The 16,977-nt window shown below is 52.9% G+C and carries 15 protein-coding genes; 10 read left to right on the forward strand and 5 right to left on the reverse strand.

Going from position 1 to position 16,977, the window contains the following annotated elements; genetic code table 11:
* Window positions 1–5: 5 nt before the first annotated feature.
* From SOJ49_RS14325 to SOJ49_RS14370, 10 genes are all read left to right on the forward strand, one after another.
* Window positions 6–1,544, forward strand: coding sequence for a PAS domain-containing sensor histidine kinase (locus tag SOJ49_RS14325; RefSeq protein ID WP_369855174.1), 1,539 nt, complete (start codon window positions 6–8; stop codon window positions 1,542–1,544).
* Window positions 1,541–2,905: a sigma-54-dependent transcriptional regulator gene (locus tag SOJ49_RS14330; RefSeq protein WP_369855175.1), complete on the forward strand. Its 1,365-nt coding sequence runs from the start codon at window positions 1,541–1,543 to the stop codon at window positions 2,903–2,905. Before SOJ49_RS14325 ends, SOJ49_RS14330 begins: the two co-directional genes overlap by 4 nt.
* Window positions 2,906–3,060: 155 nt before the next feature.
* Entirely contained in the window at window positions 3,061–3,615 is a 555-nt protein-coding gene (locus SOJ49_RS14335; protein WP_369855176.1) for a GspH/FimT family pseudopilin, read from the forward strand.
* A gap of 365 nt (window positions 3,616–3,980) precedes the next feature.
* The gene (locus SOJ49_RS14340; RefSeq protein WP_369855177.1) at window positions 3,981–4,430 is read left to right on the forward strand and encodes a hypothetical protein; all 450 of its coding nucleotides are present in this window, start codon (window positions 3,981–3,983) and stop codon (window positions 4,428–4,430) included.
* Window positions 4,431–4,450: 20 nt separating this feature from the next.
* Window positions 4,451–4,804: a hypothetical protein gene (locus SOJ49_RS14345; protein ID WP_369855178.1), complete on the forward strand. Its 354-nt coding sequence runs from the start codon at window positions 4,451–4,453 to the stop codon at window positions 4,802–4,804.
* Window positions 4,805–4,818: 14 nt separating this feature from the next.
* Window positions 4,819–8,469 carry a PilC/PilY family type IV pilus protein gene (locus SOJ49_RS14350; RefSeq protein WP_369855179.1) on the forward strand — a complete coding sequence of 1,217 codons (3,651 nt, stop codon included), beginning with the start codon at window positions 4,819–4,821 and terminating at the stop codon, window positions 8,467–8,469.
* Complete coding sequence (locus tag SOJ49_RS14355; protein ID WP_369855180.1) at window positions 8,466–8,969, forward strand: GspH/FimT family pseudopilin; 504 nt, start codon at window positions 8,466–8,468, stop codon at window positions 8,967–8,969. The genes SOJ49_RS14350 and SOJ49_RS14355 overlap by 4 nt, the downstream gene beginning before the upstream one ends.
* Complete coding sequence (locus tag SOJ49_RS14360) at window positions 8,962–9,570, forward strand: prepilin-type N-terminal cleavage/methylation domain-containing protein (RefSeq protein WP_369855181.1); 609 nt, start codon at window positions 8,962–8,964, stop codon at window positions 9,568–9,570. Before SOJ49_RS14355 ends, SOJ49_RS14360 begins: the two co-directional genes overlap by 8 nt.
* Window positions 9,567–10,406 carry a PilW family protein gene (locus tag SOJ49_RS14365; RefSeq protein WP_369855182.1) on the forward strand — a complete coding sequence of 280 codons (840 nt, stop codon included), beginning with the start codon at window positions 9,567–9,569 and terminating at the stop codon, window positions 10,404–10,406. The genes SOJ49_RS14360 and SOJ49_RS14365 overlap by 4 nt, the downstream gene beginning before the upstream one ends.
* A 39-nt stretch (window positions 10,407–10,445) precedes the next feature.
* Window positions 10,446–10,892, forward strand: coding sequence for a type IV pilin protein (locus tag SOJ49_RS14370; RefSeq protein WP_369855183.1), 447 nt, complete (start codon window positions 10,446–10,448; stop codon window positions 10,890–10,892).
* Between the two features lie 127 nt (window positions 10,893–11,019).
* On the opposite strand, the gene ispH is transcribed toward SOJ49_RS14370, so the two are convergent.
* The 5 genes from ispH to ribF form a co-directional block, all read right to left on the reverse strand.
* Complete coding sequence (gene ispH / locus SOJ49_RS14375; protein WP_369855184.1) at window positions 11,020–11,964, reverse strand: 4-hydroxy-3-methylbut-2-enyl diphosphate reductase; 945 nt, start codon at window positions 11,962–11,964, stop codon at window positions 11,020–11,022.
* On the reverse strand, window positions 11,954–12,412 hold the full coding sequence (gene fkpB, locus SOJ49_RS14380) for an FKBP-type peptidyl-prolyl cis-trans isomerase (protein ID WP_369855185.1): 459 nt from the start codon (window positions 12,410–12,412) through the stop codon (window positions 11,954–11,956). The genes ispH and fkpB overlap by 11 nt, the downstream gene beginning before the upstream one ends.
* A 65-nt stretch (window positions 12,413–12,477) precedes the next feature.
* Window positions 12,478–12,999, reverse strand: a complete 522-nt coding sequence (gene lspA, locus SOJ49_RS14385; protein WP_369855186.1) for a signal peptidase II — start codon at window positions 12,997–12,999, stop codon at window positions 12,478–12,480.
* Window positions 12,999–15,905, reverse strand: coding sequence for an isoleucine--tRNA ligase (gene ileS, locus SOJ49_RS14390; protein WP_369855187.1), 2,907 nt, complete (start codon window positions 15,903–15,905; stop codon window positions 12,999–13,001). The genes lspA and ileS overlap by 1 nt, the downstream gene beginning before the upstream one ends.
* Window positions 15,895–16,911, reverse strand: coding sequence for a bifunctional riboflavin kinase/FAD synthetase (ribF, locus tag SOJ49_RS14395; RefSeq protein ID WP_369855188.1), 1,017 nt, complete (start codon window positions 16,909–16,911; stop codon window positions 15,895–15,897). Before ribF ends, ileS begins: the two co-directional genes overlap by 11 nt.
* Between the last annotated feature and the right edge of the window lie 66 nt (window positions 16,912–16,977).

Raw genomic sequence — 16,977 nt, forward strand, 5'->3', positions numbered from 1 at the left:
TTAACATGTCGTCTAACGTGAGCGATCTGGTTGTCAACGGCAAGCGCCTGCTAAAAATTTACAGCTATTACTCTCTGCTCCTGGCCTTGCTGATCATGGCGGTACATGCCACCGGTGGTACCGCTCTGATTGGCCACGACGCGCCTAATGCCAGTTTGATTGCGACGGTACTTTATGTCATGGTCGCGGCCAGCTTTGTTGCCATTGCCAGCCTCGGCCCCCATGTTCAACTAGCAACCAGTTATTTCTTTCTCGAAACGGCGATTCTCTCGGTACTGATGTTTGCCTCCGGCGGGCTTGATACTGGTTTTTCCAGTCTGATTCTTATCTGTGTAGTGATCGCCAACCTGCTGGCACCCGGAGTGCTCGGGTTTGCAGTCGCCGCCTGGACCACCCTGGCCATTTTGGTAATCCAGCATTTCTGGCCAGAACATTATCAGGCAGGCGAACTGGTTAATTCCGGTGTTTACGGTTTTTTATGTTTTTTACTCGCGGCCCTGACCCAGGCGTTGTCCCGACGTCTGAACAGCGCCCTGGAGCTGGCCAGAGACCAGTCATTACGATTACGCCGCCTCAGCAAGATCAGCTGGCAGGCACTGGCGGACTTGCCCAATGGCATTATTGCCTGCGACCGCGATAACCGTATTCTGTTTTTTAACCAGCAGGCGCAACGCTGGCTTGGTATCAGTGATGAAGAATCACTGCCCCAGCCCCTGCTCATCGCTCTGACGGAGCCAGGCCGCAAACACGCACTCAAGATATACGGTGAATCCCTGTTGGTCAGCAAGATGCCGCTGCCGGATTCCATGCCAGGCGACTATCTGGTGTTTATGGAAGACCAGTCTCGCATTGCCGCAACAGCGCAACAACTCAAGCTGGCCTCACTCGGACGTCTGACCGCCAGTATCGCCCACGAAATACGTAATCCGCTCAGTGCCTTGCGCCAGGCCAGCCAGTTGCTGGCAGAAACCCCGTATCTCAAGGAAGAAGAACTGTATCTCAGCCAGGTCATCGAGCAGCACTGCATGCGTATCAACCGTACGGTGGAAGACATCCTGCAACTCAGCCGCAAGCGCCAACCAGCCATCGAAGTATTACGGCTAAAGCCCTGGCTCGAGCATTTTCGTGAACAGTTTATGGCCATGCAAAAAGGCCAATCGTTCCAGCTGGTGATTCGCTGTCATGAACACCAGCAAGTGGCGTTTGACCCTGACCACTTGCAGCAAATATTGCACAATCTGTGCGCCAATGGCCTGCGTTATGCAATCAGGCAACAACCTGACAACGCCCGCCTGGTTCTCTCAGCACAAGCCCAGGAACATAACCGGCTTCTACTTGATGTGCTGGATAACGGCACGGGGATTGCCGATGAACAAATCGAACAGCTGTTCGAACCTTTTTTTACCACGGAACACAATGGCACCGGGCTGGGACTCTACCTCTGTCGCGAGTTGTGCGAAGCCAACCAGGCCAACATCCAGTATCATCGCACCCGGTCGGGTTCCTGTTTCCGCCTGACATTAAGAACGGACATTATCCTATGAAAAAATACTCCGCCCTGATCATCGACGACGAGCCGGATATACGCCAGCTGATCGCCCTGACCCTGAGTCGCATGGACATGGAGTGTTACCAGGCCGCCAACGTCAGTGAGGCATTAGCCTTGCTCGCCGAGCGGCCTTACCACTTTTGCGTCACCGATATGAAACTGCCGGATGGCAACGGTCTGGAGATTATCCAGCTGTGCCATGCTCGCTATGCTGATATGCCAGTCGCCATGATCACCGCCTATGGCAGCATGGATATGGCGGTTGAGGCGTTAAAAGCCGGTGCTTTTGACGTGGTTGCCAAACCGCTGGATATTGCCCGTTTGCGTGAGCTGGTTGCAGCGGCATTACAACTGACCCGAGTACCGGTACATCTGGAATCCCTGCCTTCCAGCGATGCCCTGCTCGGACGTTCTGGCGCCATGATGGCGCTCAAGGACAAGATCCAGAAAGTCGCCCGAACCCAGGCACCGGTATTTATCCACGGCGAATCCGGCACCGGCAAGGAACTGGTCGCACGACTGATCCACCATCAGAGCTCTCGCGCCGATAATCCCTTTATTCCGGTCAACTGTGGCGCCATTCCAAAAGACCTGATGGAAAGCGAATTCTTTGGCCATAAACGTGGCTCCTTTACTGGTGCCAGTGCTGACAAGGATGGTTTTTTCAAAGCGGCAGAAGGCGGCACCCTGTTCCTTGATGAAGTCGCTGAATTACCCCTCGACATGCAGGCCAAACTGCTACGAGTGATTCAAGAAAAAGCCACCCGAGCCGTCGGCAGCGAGCATGAATCTCCGATCGACGTCCGCATTCTCAGCGCCAGCCACAAGGATCTGGCTAAAATGGTAGAAGAAGAACGCTTCCGCCAGGATTTGTTTTTTCGCCTTGATGTGATCCAGATTGCCGTACCCCGGCTACGTGAACGGCAGGAAGATATTCCCACCTTGATTAATCACTTTATCCGTAAATACAGCCGCGAATGGGGCATGCCGGAAGCCAGCGTCGGTCGTGATGCCATGGCAGCCCTGATGGACTACAACTACCCCGGCAACGTCCGGGAACTGGAAAACATCCTCCAACGAGCCGTCACCATGGCGGAAGGCGATGAGATTAACCAGCTCGATCTGAATCTGCCCGTGCATGATAAAGACCCCGCCACCCGATTACTGATGCCCGCCATCGACCCGGCCGCCGCCATCGAAACCAGCAATCTGGAAGACTATCTGGAAAACATTGAACGCAGTGCCATCACCCAGGCATTGGAGGCTACCCGCTGGAACAAGACCGCCGCCGCCGAAAAGCTTGGAATCAGCTTCCGGGCACTGCGTTATCGTTGCAAAAAGCTGGATATCGATTAACGCCTGCCAGGAGCCTGTACCCGGAAGTGAACTCAGAATTTTGTCTGAAAGCAAACCCTGACAAACTAAGCCATATGCCCGAGTGACAGACACCGCCCCAGCAGTAATGATAGCCCGCCAACAACATCAGAATCGCCAGTCAGGGAGGACAGGCTATGACACGGTTTGCACACGGAACGACCCTGACCGAATTGATGTTGGTTATCGCCATTCTAGCTATCGCTGCCTTTACCATTACCCCCGCAACTACCAGTATTATCCAGAAGCAACTCGCAGACCGGGACGTATCCCTTGTTCACATGGCAATAGCCACTGCCAGAAGCCGTGCCATCCTGACACAAACCCCGCACACCTTGTGCCCGCTCGACAGTAGCAAACACTGCAGCCGCAACTGGAATAACGAACTGACCCTGTTTGCCGACCGCAATCGCAACAGAACCCTGGACAATGACGATACCGTTGTGCAGCGCATCACGGACGCAGATAACACCGTGCTGCGCAGCTACAACCGCAGCGCCATTTCCTTTGGTGCCAATGGCTTCGCAGGGGGCTACAACGGCTCATTCAGCTACTGTCGCACCACCTCGATGGGTCAACACAAAAGTGCCGCTTTTATTCTTTCCAGAATTGGCCGCCTGCGTCCGGGCAAAGATTCCGACAATAACGGTCAGGTGGAACTCGCCAACGGTCAGGATGTGGAGTGTCCCTGACAGATATTCCTGAGCTTGACCGGGCCGTACCAGCACAACCAGCACAACCAGCAACCACTTATCGTTTCCCTGACTCCGTTAGTCCAGCACCACTGGGGTCAGACAGCCTATACCGGTATCTTCAGGGATAATCTGTTTGATCTTGCACAGAGCGCTGCGCGAGGTTGCAGGATTAAATAGATGTCCCCTTTAGATCATCAGCTATCGTTCCGCCGAGGTTTTTCATGTATGCCAACTTGATCACGCACACATCGCGTCAGCGTGGCTCAACACTACTGATCAGCCTGGGAGTTCTCACCGCTATTACGGTCGGCGCAACCGTGGCCATGCAGCAGTCGACCACGCAAGTCCGCATGGTGACCAATATGAACGTTGAAAAACAAACCTTCGCAGCTTCTTATAGCCATTTGACCCGTGCAGTCAAAAACCTGGGCAACTCCAGTGGTGCCTTGTTAACCGATCTTATTACACGACAAAATGCCAGTATTGCAGCACAAAAAGCGGCCGGTATTGATGATGCGGATATTATATATAACTCTGCAACGATTGATGCCTACACGGACTTTGGCTGGCAGCAACCGGATAGTGCCTTGCTCAACAGTGTTGGGGATACTCAAGTGGTTATCACCTATCCTGCAGAACAGGTACAACAGAGCAACACGACTCCCGTTAATCCCAAAGATAACGAAGGTTCTTCCAGTGCTGCCAGCTCTGTTTATCCTTTTGTATTGACTGCAACAACCGCCAGCGAACACGGCAATATTACGTCGACGCAGCAAATCGGCATTAAGAGAAAAGGCGCTTCCGCTCAGTAAAGCTATTCGAGGTCAATATCATGAACACCAGACACCTTATATTGTTTTCCCTGCTTGGCTTACTGATCAGTCCGCTTGGCAGAGCAGAATCTGCAAACCTGATGCGACATGCAGAATTCCACATTCTGCCTGCAGAGCTGATTACCTTCTCTGGTAGCGCAATAACGGTAAAACCCTGTGATGAATGCCAGACCGAAACATTCACCATGAAAAGTGAAACCGCGCTGTTCGAATATGAACAAGCGATTGATCTCCAGCGAGCGTCAGAGCTCTACCTGCGCAAAAACATACCCGTTATTTTTCTGGGCATCGACAGGCAGCAGAACCAGGTGGACTACATTAACTTTGGCGGCCATGCGTCGAGCGAATATTAAGGAGCAGCGCCATTATGAAACTCTACTGGTTCACCCTGATTGCCTTGGGATTGTTTAGTCATCTTCCCGCCTTGGCCGACGATACTGAAATTTACGTTCAGCGTACCACTGCCGCCTCTCCCAACGTGGTATTTATTATGGATACCTCCGGCAGCATGAATGGCAACGTCTACGAAGATGGCAAATACGTCGGCTCACGCCTTGACGTGGTAAGAGAAGCCGCTGTCGAAGTCATCAACAGTACATCCAATATCAATATATCGCTGTTCCGTTTTAACAGTTCCAACTCCCAGGGTGCCTGGATGAGCAGCCCCATGTTATCGATTGATGCGGAAGGCGTCCGTAACATGGTCAAGGACATCCTCTACTCCTACGCGCCCGGCGGCGGCACACCCATTACCGAAAGTATTTACGAGGCTGCTGCCTATCTGCGCGGCGATGCCATGAAGTACGGTAAAACCACCACAGCCAACTCAGACTTGTGCATGGTGTGGGAAGAGCAGGAAGTACCCGTTTCCAGCTTCAGTTCTCAGTCAGCATCAACCAGAGGGCTGGCGCAATCCAATGCTTCCGCCAAAGCCTACGGCGGCGTTGATACCAATCTCTGGTGGTTCCGTATGATGGCGAATGGCGACGCCTGGGCCGTCAAAAACTATTACATCAAAAGCAAGAAAAACAGTCTGGAGTGGCTATCCTGGAACAAAGCCCGTAAAAACTACTCCGGCAAACAAAAGCTTGATAGTTATGGCGTAACCAAATCCGAATACGAAGCCAGTGAACCGGCCTGGTTTATGGTTATGGATGCCTGGATGTGGTCCTATGTCGTTAATACCAGCACTGGTCTTTATACCGCCTGGGATGACATACCTGAATGGTTTCGTACCAACGCACTTCAGTACACCTATGGTATTGATAAAGCCACCTACATTTCCTATACCGCCTCATCCATTGTTGACGACTCAGGCGATGACCCTGGTGACGACCCAGACCCAGAGACTGAAACGGTACTGGTGTGTACCGAATATTTGAATCTTGATGATACCCACGATGGTCATGGCAACTATGTTTCCCCTATCACCGAAGAATGCCAAACAAACCATGTGGTTATTTTCACTGATGGAGAACCCAACAGTGATACGGATATCAATTCAAAAGTGCAATCATTGTTAAAAGAACTGCCCAGCGCCGATTTCCCCAATGACAGTGACTTCAGCGCTAATTGCAGCGGTAATGGTGGCTGCGCCGAAGAAATCTCCTACTACCTTTATAACGCCGACAATAGTGATGCCTTCGAAGGCAGGCAGGCAATTTATGTACACACAATTGGTGGTTTTGTTGGTGGCAGCACCCAGGAACGTCTCGATGATATGGCATCGTATGGCGGCGGCGTGTCCGGTAACGGCTCCGATTCTGCGTCGTTACGCCTGGCACTGACCAAGATTTTTGAGAATATTTCCAAAACCTCCGGCACATTTGCCGCACCTGCGGTTGCCGTTAATGCCTACAACAACCTTGAGCACCTCGATCAACTGTATTATTCCGTCTTCAGTCCATCAACAGCAGCCAACTGGAAAGGTAATATCAAACGTTACCGACTGGATACCAGTGGCGATATTATGGATGCCGATGGCGACCTGGCTGTCGATTCGACAACCGGCTATTTTGCCGATAATGCCCGTAGCTACTGGACGCTCGACGAAGATGCACCCGATGGCGAAACCGTCAACAAGGGTGGCATAGCCCGTCGATTGTCTGACCCGGCCAACCGCAAAATCATGACCGATATCTCCGGTAGCACCATCAGCAGCGCGGCGAATCGGATTACCAGTAGCAATACGACACTGCTCAGCAACCTGCCTACCACGGTACCAGCTGATGACAAGGCTGATTTTATACGCTGGCTGGCTGGCTACGACCCCAGCTCTGCCAGTACCAGCGCTCCTCGACGAGAAATGGAAGATGCCCTGCACAGTCGCCCGGTACTGCTCTCGTATAGCTCCGGCAGCACGACCAAAACCGCCCTGTTTGTCGGTACCAACTCCGGTTACCTGCATGCATTTAATACCGATGAAGATAACCCCAAGGAATATTTTGCCTTTATCCCTTCTGATCTGTTTGACAGCGCCTATGCCTACTTCAGCAAGAGTGCAGAGCGCAGCTACGGACTGGATGGCTATATTTCCAAATATCACATTGATACTAATGGCAATAATATTATCGACTCGGGTGAAAAAGCCTACCTGTATACCGGGATGCGCCGCGGCGGACGGAATTACTATGCTCTCGACGTCAGCGATCTGGATGCTCCAAAGTTGGCCTGGACCATCAAGGGCGGTAGTGGCGATTTTGCAGAACTGGGACAAACCTGGTCCAAAATGCTGCCGGTTACCGTACTGTGGAAAGGCAAACAAACCGATGTCCTGATGTTTGCCGGTGGCTATGATGCAACCGAAGACGACAATGCCAAACGCACGACTCACAGCATGGGGAATGCGATTTATATGGTGGAACCGGCAACCGGCAAGCTGCTCTGGAAAGCATCCAGCTCCAGTGGCAATCTGAAGCTCAGCGAGATGACCAGCGGTATTGTCGGCGACCTTGTACCTGCCGATAACGACGGTGATGGCGATGTAGACACCTTGTATGCCGCCGATCTGGGAGGTCGTATCTGGCGCCTCGACCTGGCTCAGGAAGATGATTTATCCAATAGTCCCGCCACCTTTGCCACAGGTGGGGTGATAGCAGACTTGGGCAAGGACGAGACCGAAGCCAACAACGTGCGGTTTTTCTCTACCCCGGATCTGACCTATTCTTCCCGCGATACCTTTTTGGACAAAACCACCGGGGCTAGCTACTCCGCCGGTCGTTACCAACTGGTGATTGGCTCCGGTTATCGTGCTCACCCATTAAACACCGCCACCCAGGATCGGATTTATATTATCAACGACTTTAATGTTGATACCGCGCCCGAGACCTATACCAGTGTTACGCTGGATGATCTGGTGGAGTACAACAAACTTGCCACTGCCGACACCGACAAATTAAAAAATGGTGTATACCTCGATTTATCCGGCAGTGGTGAAAAAGTGCTGTCAAATGCCATCACTTTAAACTACTACAGCTATATCAACAGTTATCAGCCATCGGATTCGTCCTACCGCTCAGGTTGCGAGCCGGATACCGGAAAGAGCACCCTGTATGTTCTGTCATTGCAATACAGTGCAGGGGCTGCTTCGCTGTACAAGGAAGCGATTGAGTCCAACTTCCCCGGCATCCAGGACACTCCTGTTGTGGTGTATCAGGAAAAAGAGGTGGATGGCGATGGCAATAGCAATGGCGATAATTCAACCGATGATCAGACCGAATACTGCCAATCGATTACGGATTTTGATTACCTGACGCACCTTGTTGATAGCGGGGTTTGTCCTGCTGATTTACTTGATGGCCCTGATGGTACTGATGACACAGACTTAACGGACTGCAGCAGTAATTGCGACACAACCGATGGTAGTGGCAGTGACGATAGTAGTGGCAGTGGCAATGATAGTGACGGTGGCGGTTCGATAATTTCATCACCCTCGATCGTTAATGGCACAACAACGGTTGAAGTAACCGGTGGGGATGACCCCGTAGAGCAGGCCTACTGGAGGGAACTGGAGCAATGATACTGGTCAAGCGGGTTCCCGAACCAAGGAGAGCCTCGCCACCCGGTTTCACCCTGATCGAGTTAATGGTCACCATCGCTGTGTTTGCTATTCTCGCGGCGGTGGGCACCCCCTCTATGACCCGCTACTTTAATAACCAGACCGCAGACCGGATAGTGCGGCAGCTGAATACGGATATCCAGTTTGCTCGCAACCATGCACTGGCCTACAAGCTGGATGTTAACATCCAACCCAAATCCGGCAGCTGGAGTAATGGCTGGGAAGTTCGGGAGGCCTCGTCCAACATTCTCGTTCGTCAGGCGACACTGGATCCCACTGCGGGGACGGTATCCGCGTCGTCGATGTCGTCGGGGAATATATTAGCTTTCAACGGTGCTGGACGCGCAACCGCCGTTGGCGCGCTAACCATTACCATTACCGGATGTACAGGAGACAGGGTCTACCGCATTGAGATCTTGTCTATTGGCCAAATCATTCGATCGGAGAGTAGCTGTGTCTAGATTACGCAGTGGCGCATTGTCTTCAAAAGGCTTCAGCCTGATTGAAATCATGGTGACGGTCGCCATTACCACCGTCGGTTTGGTCGGCCTGGTTGCCTTGTTACTGGAATCTGACCGCTCCGCCCAGGATTCCACCAGTCGCTCACTGGCATCCTGGATGATTGATGACTTGACCAATCGTATTATGGCCAATCAGGATGCCGTTGCCAGCTACGACACGGGGGGAGCTGCGGTCAATTGCTCCGCTCAGCCAACCATGTGTGCGGCCTATCACAACGGTACGGCACACGTTAACAATGCCATATGCAGCGGCGATCAACAGGCCGCTTTCGATTTATGGAACGTTGCCTGCCCTTCTAACGTTACCGTGCCAGGCTCGGACTTTACCCGAGCGGGCAATACCGATTTTATGGCGCCTCCCAAGCTGTATGTCAACGTACTGACAGGATTGGGGGTTGGTGCATTATCCACCCAGGTTTCTATCACCATGACCTGGGATGTCAGAACCTCAGGCAGAGAAGCCGATGGCAGCACCAACTACCTGAATGAAGGCAATATCACCAGCCGTACTGACGCCCTTTCAACGGAAATAGATCTGTGAAAACCTTTCGTTTCAAACAACAGGGCATGACACTGATCGAGCTGATGATCGCTGGAGTTATCTCGATCATCATTGGCCTGGTCGTGATGCAATTAATGATAGGTTCAAATCGCGCATCGAACCGTATTGACGGCATGGCACAAGCACAAGAAAACGCCCGTTTTACCCTGACCTGGTTGGCCAAACAGGTTCGCCATGCAGGTTTTAACCCAGAGCTGTTTGGCGCTGCGATTCAACCAGTGGCTGACCTTTGCGCTGGCGCTGGCGTTGTGCCGCCAGCCAACGATGCAGCTTGCACCTGGGAAGCGACAGATCAGGCCGGAGACCGACTGGCAATCCGTCGCAAATTTAGAGATACAACAGATAACACCTGGGATCAGTTTACCTGCAGCGGCGTTGACCTGGCAGGCTTGCCGGGTGTCGATGATGAGTCTGTTATTATTGACGTCTACTGGGTTGCATTAAATACCAGCGGAGGCACGGATGACGAATACGATGACGTACTGCGTTGTGCCAGTTATCTCGAGAACAGCGGTGCGGATACCATCCTCAGTGGCGGTGTTCAAACCATCGCCTCCGGTATCGAATCCTTTCAGGTGTTGTACGCAGACCCTGGCGCAGGTGGCACCAATGCCACCCGTTATGTACCGGCCGACCAGGCAACCATCACTGACGTAACAACGATCCGTATTGCCATCCTGGCCAGAGCCTTCAGTGATGCTGCCAGGGTACAAGGAAAACGCAGCTATATTGTACTGGATGCCAATCCGATTACGCTGGAAGACAACACACCGCGCCAGATTCTGGCAACGACCGTGTTTTTCCCTAACCGCTAACGTTTATATTCAGACTGACAACAGGAAACCTGAGTACTTATGAGATTGTCTTCGAGAACGTCCAGAACACGCGGTGTTACCCTGATTGAACTGATGGTGGTGATTGCCATCATCGGTATTCTGGCAGCTATCGCTATTCCGGGCTATCACAATTATGTACGTCGTGCGCTTAGAACCGATACGATCAAGGAGCTCTCTCGTATCATGGCAGCACAAGAGCGCTACTACTCTGATGAACTGACGTACAGCGCCGACTTGAGCCAGCTGGGTCTGACCTTGAATGGCGGTTTTTACCTGATCAAGGATAGCGGCAACGGCAGCACGATATACCAGGTCGCCGCCGCCAGCTGCAATGGTGCCCCTCTGACTCAATGTGTCCAGATAACCGCCACGCCTCAAGGCACACAAGCAGCCGACGGGACTCTGTTGATGGATTCAACCGGAAGCCAGACTCGTACCGTAGGAGCCGATGTGTACGAATGGTAGAGTCAGGAGTAATCAATCGCCCCGTTATGGCCCAACCAGGTGACGGGGATTATCAGCATTGATGGGTAATTCAGGTTTCACTACCGGAATATAAAACAAACAATAGCAAAAACCTCACAACCACCACTCAGACCTCCTTCAATCTGAGTTCTTGCGGCAGCGAAAACACCACATTTTCTTCGGTGCCCTGCACTTCTTGTGGTGCTTGGCCACCCTGATCCACCAGGCACTGCACCACTTCTTTTACCAGTACTTCCGGTGCTGATGCCCCGGCGGTTACGCCAACGCTATGGATACCTTGCAGCCATTCGCCACGAATTTCACTGGCGTTATCCACCAGATACGCTTTGGCACCCATACGCTCGCCCAGCTCTCGCAAGCGATTGGAGTTGGAACTGTTGGGGGAACCAACCACCAGTAAAACTTCGCATTCTGCAGCCAATTGCTTGACAGCGTCCTGACGGTTTTGGGTGGCATAACAAATGTCGTTCTTGCGCGGCCCCTGAATCTGGGGAAATTGCTCTCTCAGAGCGTCAATCACCTTGGCGGTATCGTCCATCGATAACGTCGTCTGGGTGACATACGACAAGCGTGAGGCATCCCGGACTACCAGATTGGTTACATCCTGCTCATTTTCAACCAGATAGATGCCCCCTCCCCGACGGTGATCATACTGGCCCATGGTGCCTTCCACTTCCGGGTGCCCTTTGTGGCCAATCAACACACATTCACTGCCATCGGCGCTGTAACGGGCCACTTCGAGGTGCACCTTGGTCACCAGCGGGCAGGTGGCATCAAAGACTTTCAAGCCCCGATCCGTGGCATTTTTGCGCACCGTCTGAGCAACACCATGAGCCGAGAAGATAACAATGCTGCCATCCGGTACTTCATCCAGCTCATCAACAAAAATGGCCCCACGCTGACGTAAGTCGTTCACCACAAACTTGTTGTGCACCACTTCATGGCGCACATAAATCGGTGGATCGAACAACTCCAGCGCCCGGTTGACGATATCAATGGCACGATCAACTCCGGCACAAAACCCGCGCGGGTTGGCGAGCTTAATCTGCATGGGCGTTCTCTACGGCCTTGACGTCGAGAATCTGTACTTCAAAGGTCAGAATCTTGCCTGCCAGTGGATGGTTAAAATCCACTTCCACCCAGTCACCTTCAACACTGGCAATCACTCCCGGCAGTTCGGTGTTGGAGGCATCGGCAAATGACACCACCAAGCCTGGAGAAATCGGCAGATCAGCAGCAAAATCTGAACGTTTCATACGTTGGACATTGTTCGGATTATGCTGACCAAAAGCGTGCTCCGGGGCGACACTGAAAGTCTTGTGATCCCCTACTGCCAATCCTGGCAGCAGGCTTTCAAAACCTTCTGGCAGATTACCGTCACCGATCACCAACTGTGCCGGAGTGGCCTCAAAGGTGGAATCAATCACCTGGCCATCCGCCAGTTTCAGGGCAAAGTGAAGAGATACGGTACTACCACTGGAAATGATGTCTGTAGCCATGGGGTCACCTTTTGTTATGCTTTTGTGCGGCTTTTGTGCTGCTTTTACAACGCTGCAGCGCTGATTTAATCGCCATGCGTTTTAGCTACAGCAGCTGATTTATTACTATTGATACTGTCGCGAATTACGTCGATAGCCATCATGATGGCACCGATTGTAATCGCCGAGTCAGCAATATTAAACGCTGGGAAATAAGCGTTTTGCCAGTGCACCGAGATAAAATCAATCACATGTCCGAACAGGACACGGTCAAACAGGTTACCCAGTGCCCCACCCAGAATCAGCGCCAGCGCAATGCCAAGCCAGCGTTGATGTCGAGGTAATCGGCTCATCCAGACCACCAGCATGACACTGACGGCGGCCGAGATAAACGTAAAGAACCAGCGTTGCCAGCCCGGTTGGTCGGCCAGCAAACTGAATGCAGCCCCTTTGTTGTACAGCAGGGTAAAATCCAGCACCGGTAGCAAGTAGATCGGATCACCATAAATCAGCCAGGCTTCAGCAACCTGCTTGGTGGCAATATCGACCACAAACACCAACACGGTGAGCCAGACCCAGACCAGTGCACTTGTTTTAATAGATGGCATCAGGCGTACAGGCGAACTTCGCCCTCTCCTTCAACGTTGTCGATACAACGACCACACAAGGTCGGGTGCTCGATGTGACGACCGACTGTGTCGCTGTGGTGCCAACAACGCTCACATTTTTCGGCGGTTGATGCCGTAACGTTGATACGCAAGCCGCTCAGCTCGGTAGCGTCGCCCATATCATTGGTGAACGGCTCAACCCTGGCTGCTGAAGTCATCAGCACAAAGCGTAATTCGTTGCCCAGTTTTTCCAGTGCTGGCTTGAGTTCGTCACTGGCATACAACACCAGGTCTGCACCCAGGCTGGCACCGATGATTTTGTCACCACGGGCTTTTTCCAGCTGACCATTCACCGCTTCCTTGACCCTGAGAATGGTTTGCCAGTAGTGGTTATCAAAGCCGTTGTCATTAAGTGCAGGAAAGCCGGTATACCATTCTGCCAGCAGCACCGACGCATCACGCTCGCCTGGCAGGTTGTCCCAGATTTCTTCGGCGGTAAACGACAATATCGGCGCAATCCAGCGAGCCATGGCTTCCAGTACATGGAACAGAGCGGTTTGGGCACTGCGGCGCGGCAGGCCGTCGGCCTTGCAGGTGTATTGACGATCCTTGATGACATCCAGATAGAAGCCACCCAGTTCACTGACGCAGAAGTTCATCAGTGTTTTGGTCAGGCCCTTGAAGTCATAATCCATATAGAAGGCAATCACCTTCTCTTGCAGCGTACGGGTGTAATCCACCATCCAGGCATCCAATGGCAGCAGCTGTTCGCCCGCGACCAGATCGGTCTGTGGATCAAAACCATGAATATTGGCCAACAAGAAACGACAGGTATTGCGCACTCGACGATAGGCATCGGCGTTACGTTTGAGAATCTCGTCGGAGACGGTCATTTCGCCGCTGTAGTCGGTGTCGGCAACCCACCAGCGCAAGATGTCGCCCCCCAGACTGTTCAGCACTTTTTGTGGCTCAACGGTGTTACCCAAGGATTTCGACATTTTGCGACCATTGGCATCCACGGTAAAACCATGGGTCAGCACGGTTTTGTACGGAGCTTGTCCATAAGCTGCCACACTGGTCAGCAAGGAACTCTGGAACCAGCCACGGTGCTGATCAGAACCCTCCAGATACATATCCGCCGGGAAGGTCAGCTCTTCGCGCCGCTGGCATACCGAGGTATGTGTTACACCGGAGTCGAACCAGACATCCAGCGTGTCGGTAACCTTGGCGTATTCCGCCGCTTCATCACCCAGTAATTCTGCTACATCCAGCTCGAACCAGGCATCAATGCCAGTGGCTTCCACTTTCAGTGCCACCTGCTCAATCAGCTCCGCTGTGCGCGGGTGCAGTGCGCTGCTGTCCTTGTGCACAAACAAGGCGATTGGTACACCCCAGGTACGCTGCCGCGAGATACACCAGTCCGGCCGATCCGTCATCATGCTTTCAATACGGGCCTTGCCCCAACCCGGACGCCATTCAACGGCATTTTCCACTTCGTGCATCGCCTGTTCCAGCAGGCCATTCTGGTTCATGGCAATAAACCACTGTGGGGTGGCGCGGAAGATGATTGGGGTTTTGTGACGCCAGCAATGCGGATAACTGTGCGTGATATTGGCTTTTTTCAGCAATGCACCGCACTCGTTGAGAATCCCCAAGACGCGGAAGTTACCCTTGTCAGCCGTGCTGAGCCCGGTCAGTTCCAATGCTTGCAAGGCCGCGTTATCAATAAAATGACCATGGCTGTCAACCAGCATCTCGGCGGCAGTGATACCAAAAACCTGACAGACGTTATAGTCGTCGGCACCATGCATCGGAGCGGTATGAACAGAGCCAGTGCCGGAGTCAGCCGTCACATGCTCACCGGTGATAATCGGTACGTATTTTTCTGCGCTATCGGCCGCAGGCATAAAGGGATGTCGAACCACAAACGGGGCACTGTCGCCAGCGGCCAGCTGTTCAGGGGTCCAACCCAATACCGCGCCCTTGGTGGTGGCAACCACGTCAAAACCGGTGGCATCGAGACCATAACGACTCATCGCATCGTTCACCAGATCAGCGGCCAGCACCAGTAATTCATCCTGCTCTTTCAGCAATACCAGCGAGTATTCCAGCGTTGGATGTACCGATACCGCTTCGTTCGCTGGCAATGTCCAGGGGGTCGTTGTCCAGATCACAATACTGGCCGGTTTGGCCACCAGTGATGCATCCCCAGCAAAAGCAGACAGCAGTCTGGCGGTATCCGGGAAGGCAAACTTCACATCAATCGCCACCGACTTTTTATCCTGGTGTTCAACCTCGGCTTCGGCCAGGGCAGAACCACAAGCCGGACACCAGTTCACCGGTTTGAAGCCCTTGTGCAGATGGCCCTTGTCGATGATTTTGCCCAGCGTCCGAATGATGTCCGCTTCGGTTGTAAAATCCATGGTGAGGTAAGGGTTATCCCAGTCGCCCAACACCATCAGGCGCTTGAAATCTTCGCGCTGGCCGTCAACCTGTTTGGCAGCGTATTCGCGGCAGTGGCGGCGGAATTCACTGGCGCTCACCTTGTCGCCGACCTTGCCAACCTGTTCTTCGACTTTGAGTTCGATCGGCAGACCATGGCAGTCCCAGCCAGGTACATACGGGGCATCAAAGCCGCTCATGGTGCGCGACTTGACGATCATGTCTTTCAGAATCTTGTTTACCGCGTGGCCGATATGAATCTTGCCGTTGGCGTATGGAGGGCCATCGTGCAGTACAAACTTGTTACGCCCGGCACGGGCAGCACGAATCTGCTGGTACAGCCCCATGCTCTCCCAGCGCGCCAGCATGTCCGGTTCACGCTTGGCCAGATTGCCACGCATCGGAAATTCGGTATCCGGCAAATTCAGGGTCGGTTTGTACTGGCTGTCCACTTTATCGTTCATAACGGGTCGCTTCTGAGAAATTCAATTCGGTCGTGGTGATCCGGGACGATCCCGCATCACGGAAAGAGTGTGGCAAGGTGGCGAAATAGCGCTGGGCCGAGCGTTTGTCGTCATCAATGGCTTCGCGTAACGCCTCCAGGCCATCAAAGCTGCGTTCGCCACGAATTTTGTGCCAGAACTCAACGGTCAGGTGATGGCCATACAGATCACCAGAAAAACCAAACAGATGTACTTCCAGTGACGGTTCTGGCATTGAACTGATGGTCGGCTTCACACCAATATTGGCAACGCCCAGATAGTCTTCACCAGTTTCCTGAATATGGGCGACTACAGCATACACACCATTTAATGGCAGGCGATGACGCTTGACCAGCACATTGGCGGTTGGCGTATTCAGTGTACGTCCAAGCTCCCGTCCATGGGCAACTCGTCCGGACATACGATAGGCACGCCCCAGTAATTTGCGCACTTCACCCAGACGGTCAGCTTCGAGCTCTTTACGAACACGGGTACTACTGACCCGCTCTCCCGCCACAAGAAAGGTCGAGGAATCCCGCACTTCAAAGCCATACTGCAAGCCTGCACTTGCCAGCGCCTGGTAATCGCCACGACGATCACAACCGAAGTGGAAATCATCCCCCACGATCAGATGGCGAATACCCAGCGTATCAACCAGTACCTGTTTGATAAAATCATCCGCCGACATCGAACGTAATGCTTGATTAAACGGCAGACACAAAACGTAGTCGACGTGATCGGCATCGAGATCTAGCAGCTTTTCGCGCAGGTTTGCCAGACGCGCCGGTGCTTTGTCAGCGGCAAAAAACTCTTTTGGTTGCGGCTCGAAAATCATCACCAGCGTTGGTACGCCCAACGCATTCGCAGCATCGTGCAAACCACGCAAAATAGCCTGATGCCCCAGGTGCAAGCCATCGAAATTACCGATGGTCACGGCGCAACCCGAGAATTCCGCTGGAATATTATGTAAGCCTCGCAGCAGACGCATGAGCGATGACAGTCCTCAGTGGTTCAGTTACCTGAACATAAAAGGTAACCAGGCAAAAATACAAGG

The organism is Candidatus Thalassolituus haligoni (genome assembly GCF_041222825.1).
Classification (GTDB): domain Bacteria; phylum Pseudomonadota; class Gammaproteobacteria; order Pseudomonadales; family Oceanobacteraceae; genus Oceanobacter; species Oceanobacter antarcticus.

Excerpts from the sequence above, each read along its gene's own strand:
- SOJ49_RS14325 (WP_369855174.1), top strand. The coding sequence starts at position 6 with ATGTCGTCTAACGTGAGCGATCTGGTTGTCAACGGCAAGCGCCTGCTA.
- SOJ49_RS14330 (WP_369855175.1), top strand. The coding sequence starts at position 1,541 with ATGAAAAAATACTCCGCCCTGATCATCGACGACGAGCCGGATATACGC.
- SOJ49_RS14335 (WP_369855176.1), top strand. The coding sequence starts at position 3,061 with ATGACACGGTTTGCACACGGAACGACCCTGACCGAATTGATGTTGGTT.
- SOJ49_RS14340 (WP_369855177.1), top strand. The coding sequence starts at position 3,981 with ATGAACGTTGAAAAACAAACCTTCGCAGCTTCTTATAGCCATTTGACC.
- SOJ49_RS14345 (WP_369855178.1), top strand. The coding sequence starts at position 4,451 with ATGAACACCAGACACCTTATATTGTTTTCCCTGCTTGGCTTACTGATC.
- SOJ49_RS14350 (WP_369855179.1), top strand. The coding sequence starts at position 4,819 with ATGAAACTCTACTGGTTCACCCTGATTGCCTTGGGATTGTTTAGTCAT.
- SOJ49_RS14355 (WP_369855180.1), top strand. The coding sequence starts at position 8,466 with ATGATACTGGTCAAGCGGGTTCCCGAACCAAGGAGAGCCTCGCCACCC.
- SOJ49_RS14370 (WP_369855183.1), top strand. The coding sequence starts at position 10,446 with ATGAGATTGTCTTCGAGAACGTCCAGAACACGCGGTGTTACCCTGATT.
- ispH (WP_369855184.1), bottom strand. The coding sequence starts at position 11,964 with ATGCAGATTAAGCTCGCCAACCCGCGCGGGTTTTGTGCCGGAGTTGAT.
- fkpB (WP_369855185.1), bottom strand. The coding sequence starts at position 12,412 with ATGGCTACAGACATCATTTCCAGTGGTAGTACCGTATCTCTTCACTTT.
- lspA (WP_369855186.1), bottom strand. The coding sequence starts at position 12,999 with ATGCCATCTATTAAAACAAGTGCACTGGTCTGGGTCTGGCTCACCGTG.
- ileS (WP_369855187.1), bottom strand. The coding sequence starts at position 15,905 with ATGAACGATAAAGTGGACAGCCAGTACAAACCGACCCTGAATTTGCCG.
- ribF (WP_369855188.1), bottom strand. The coding sequence starts at position 16,911 with ATGCGTCTGCTGCGAGGCTTACATAATATTCCAGCGGAATTCTCGGGT.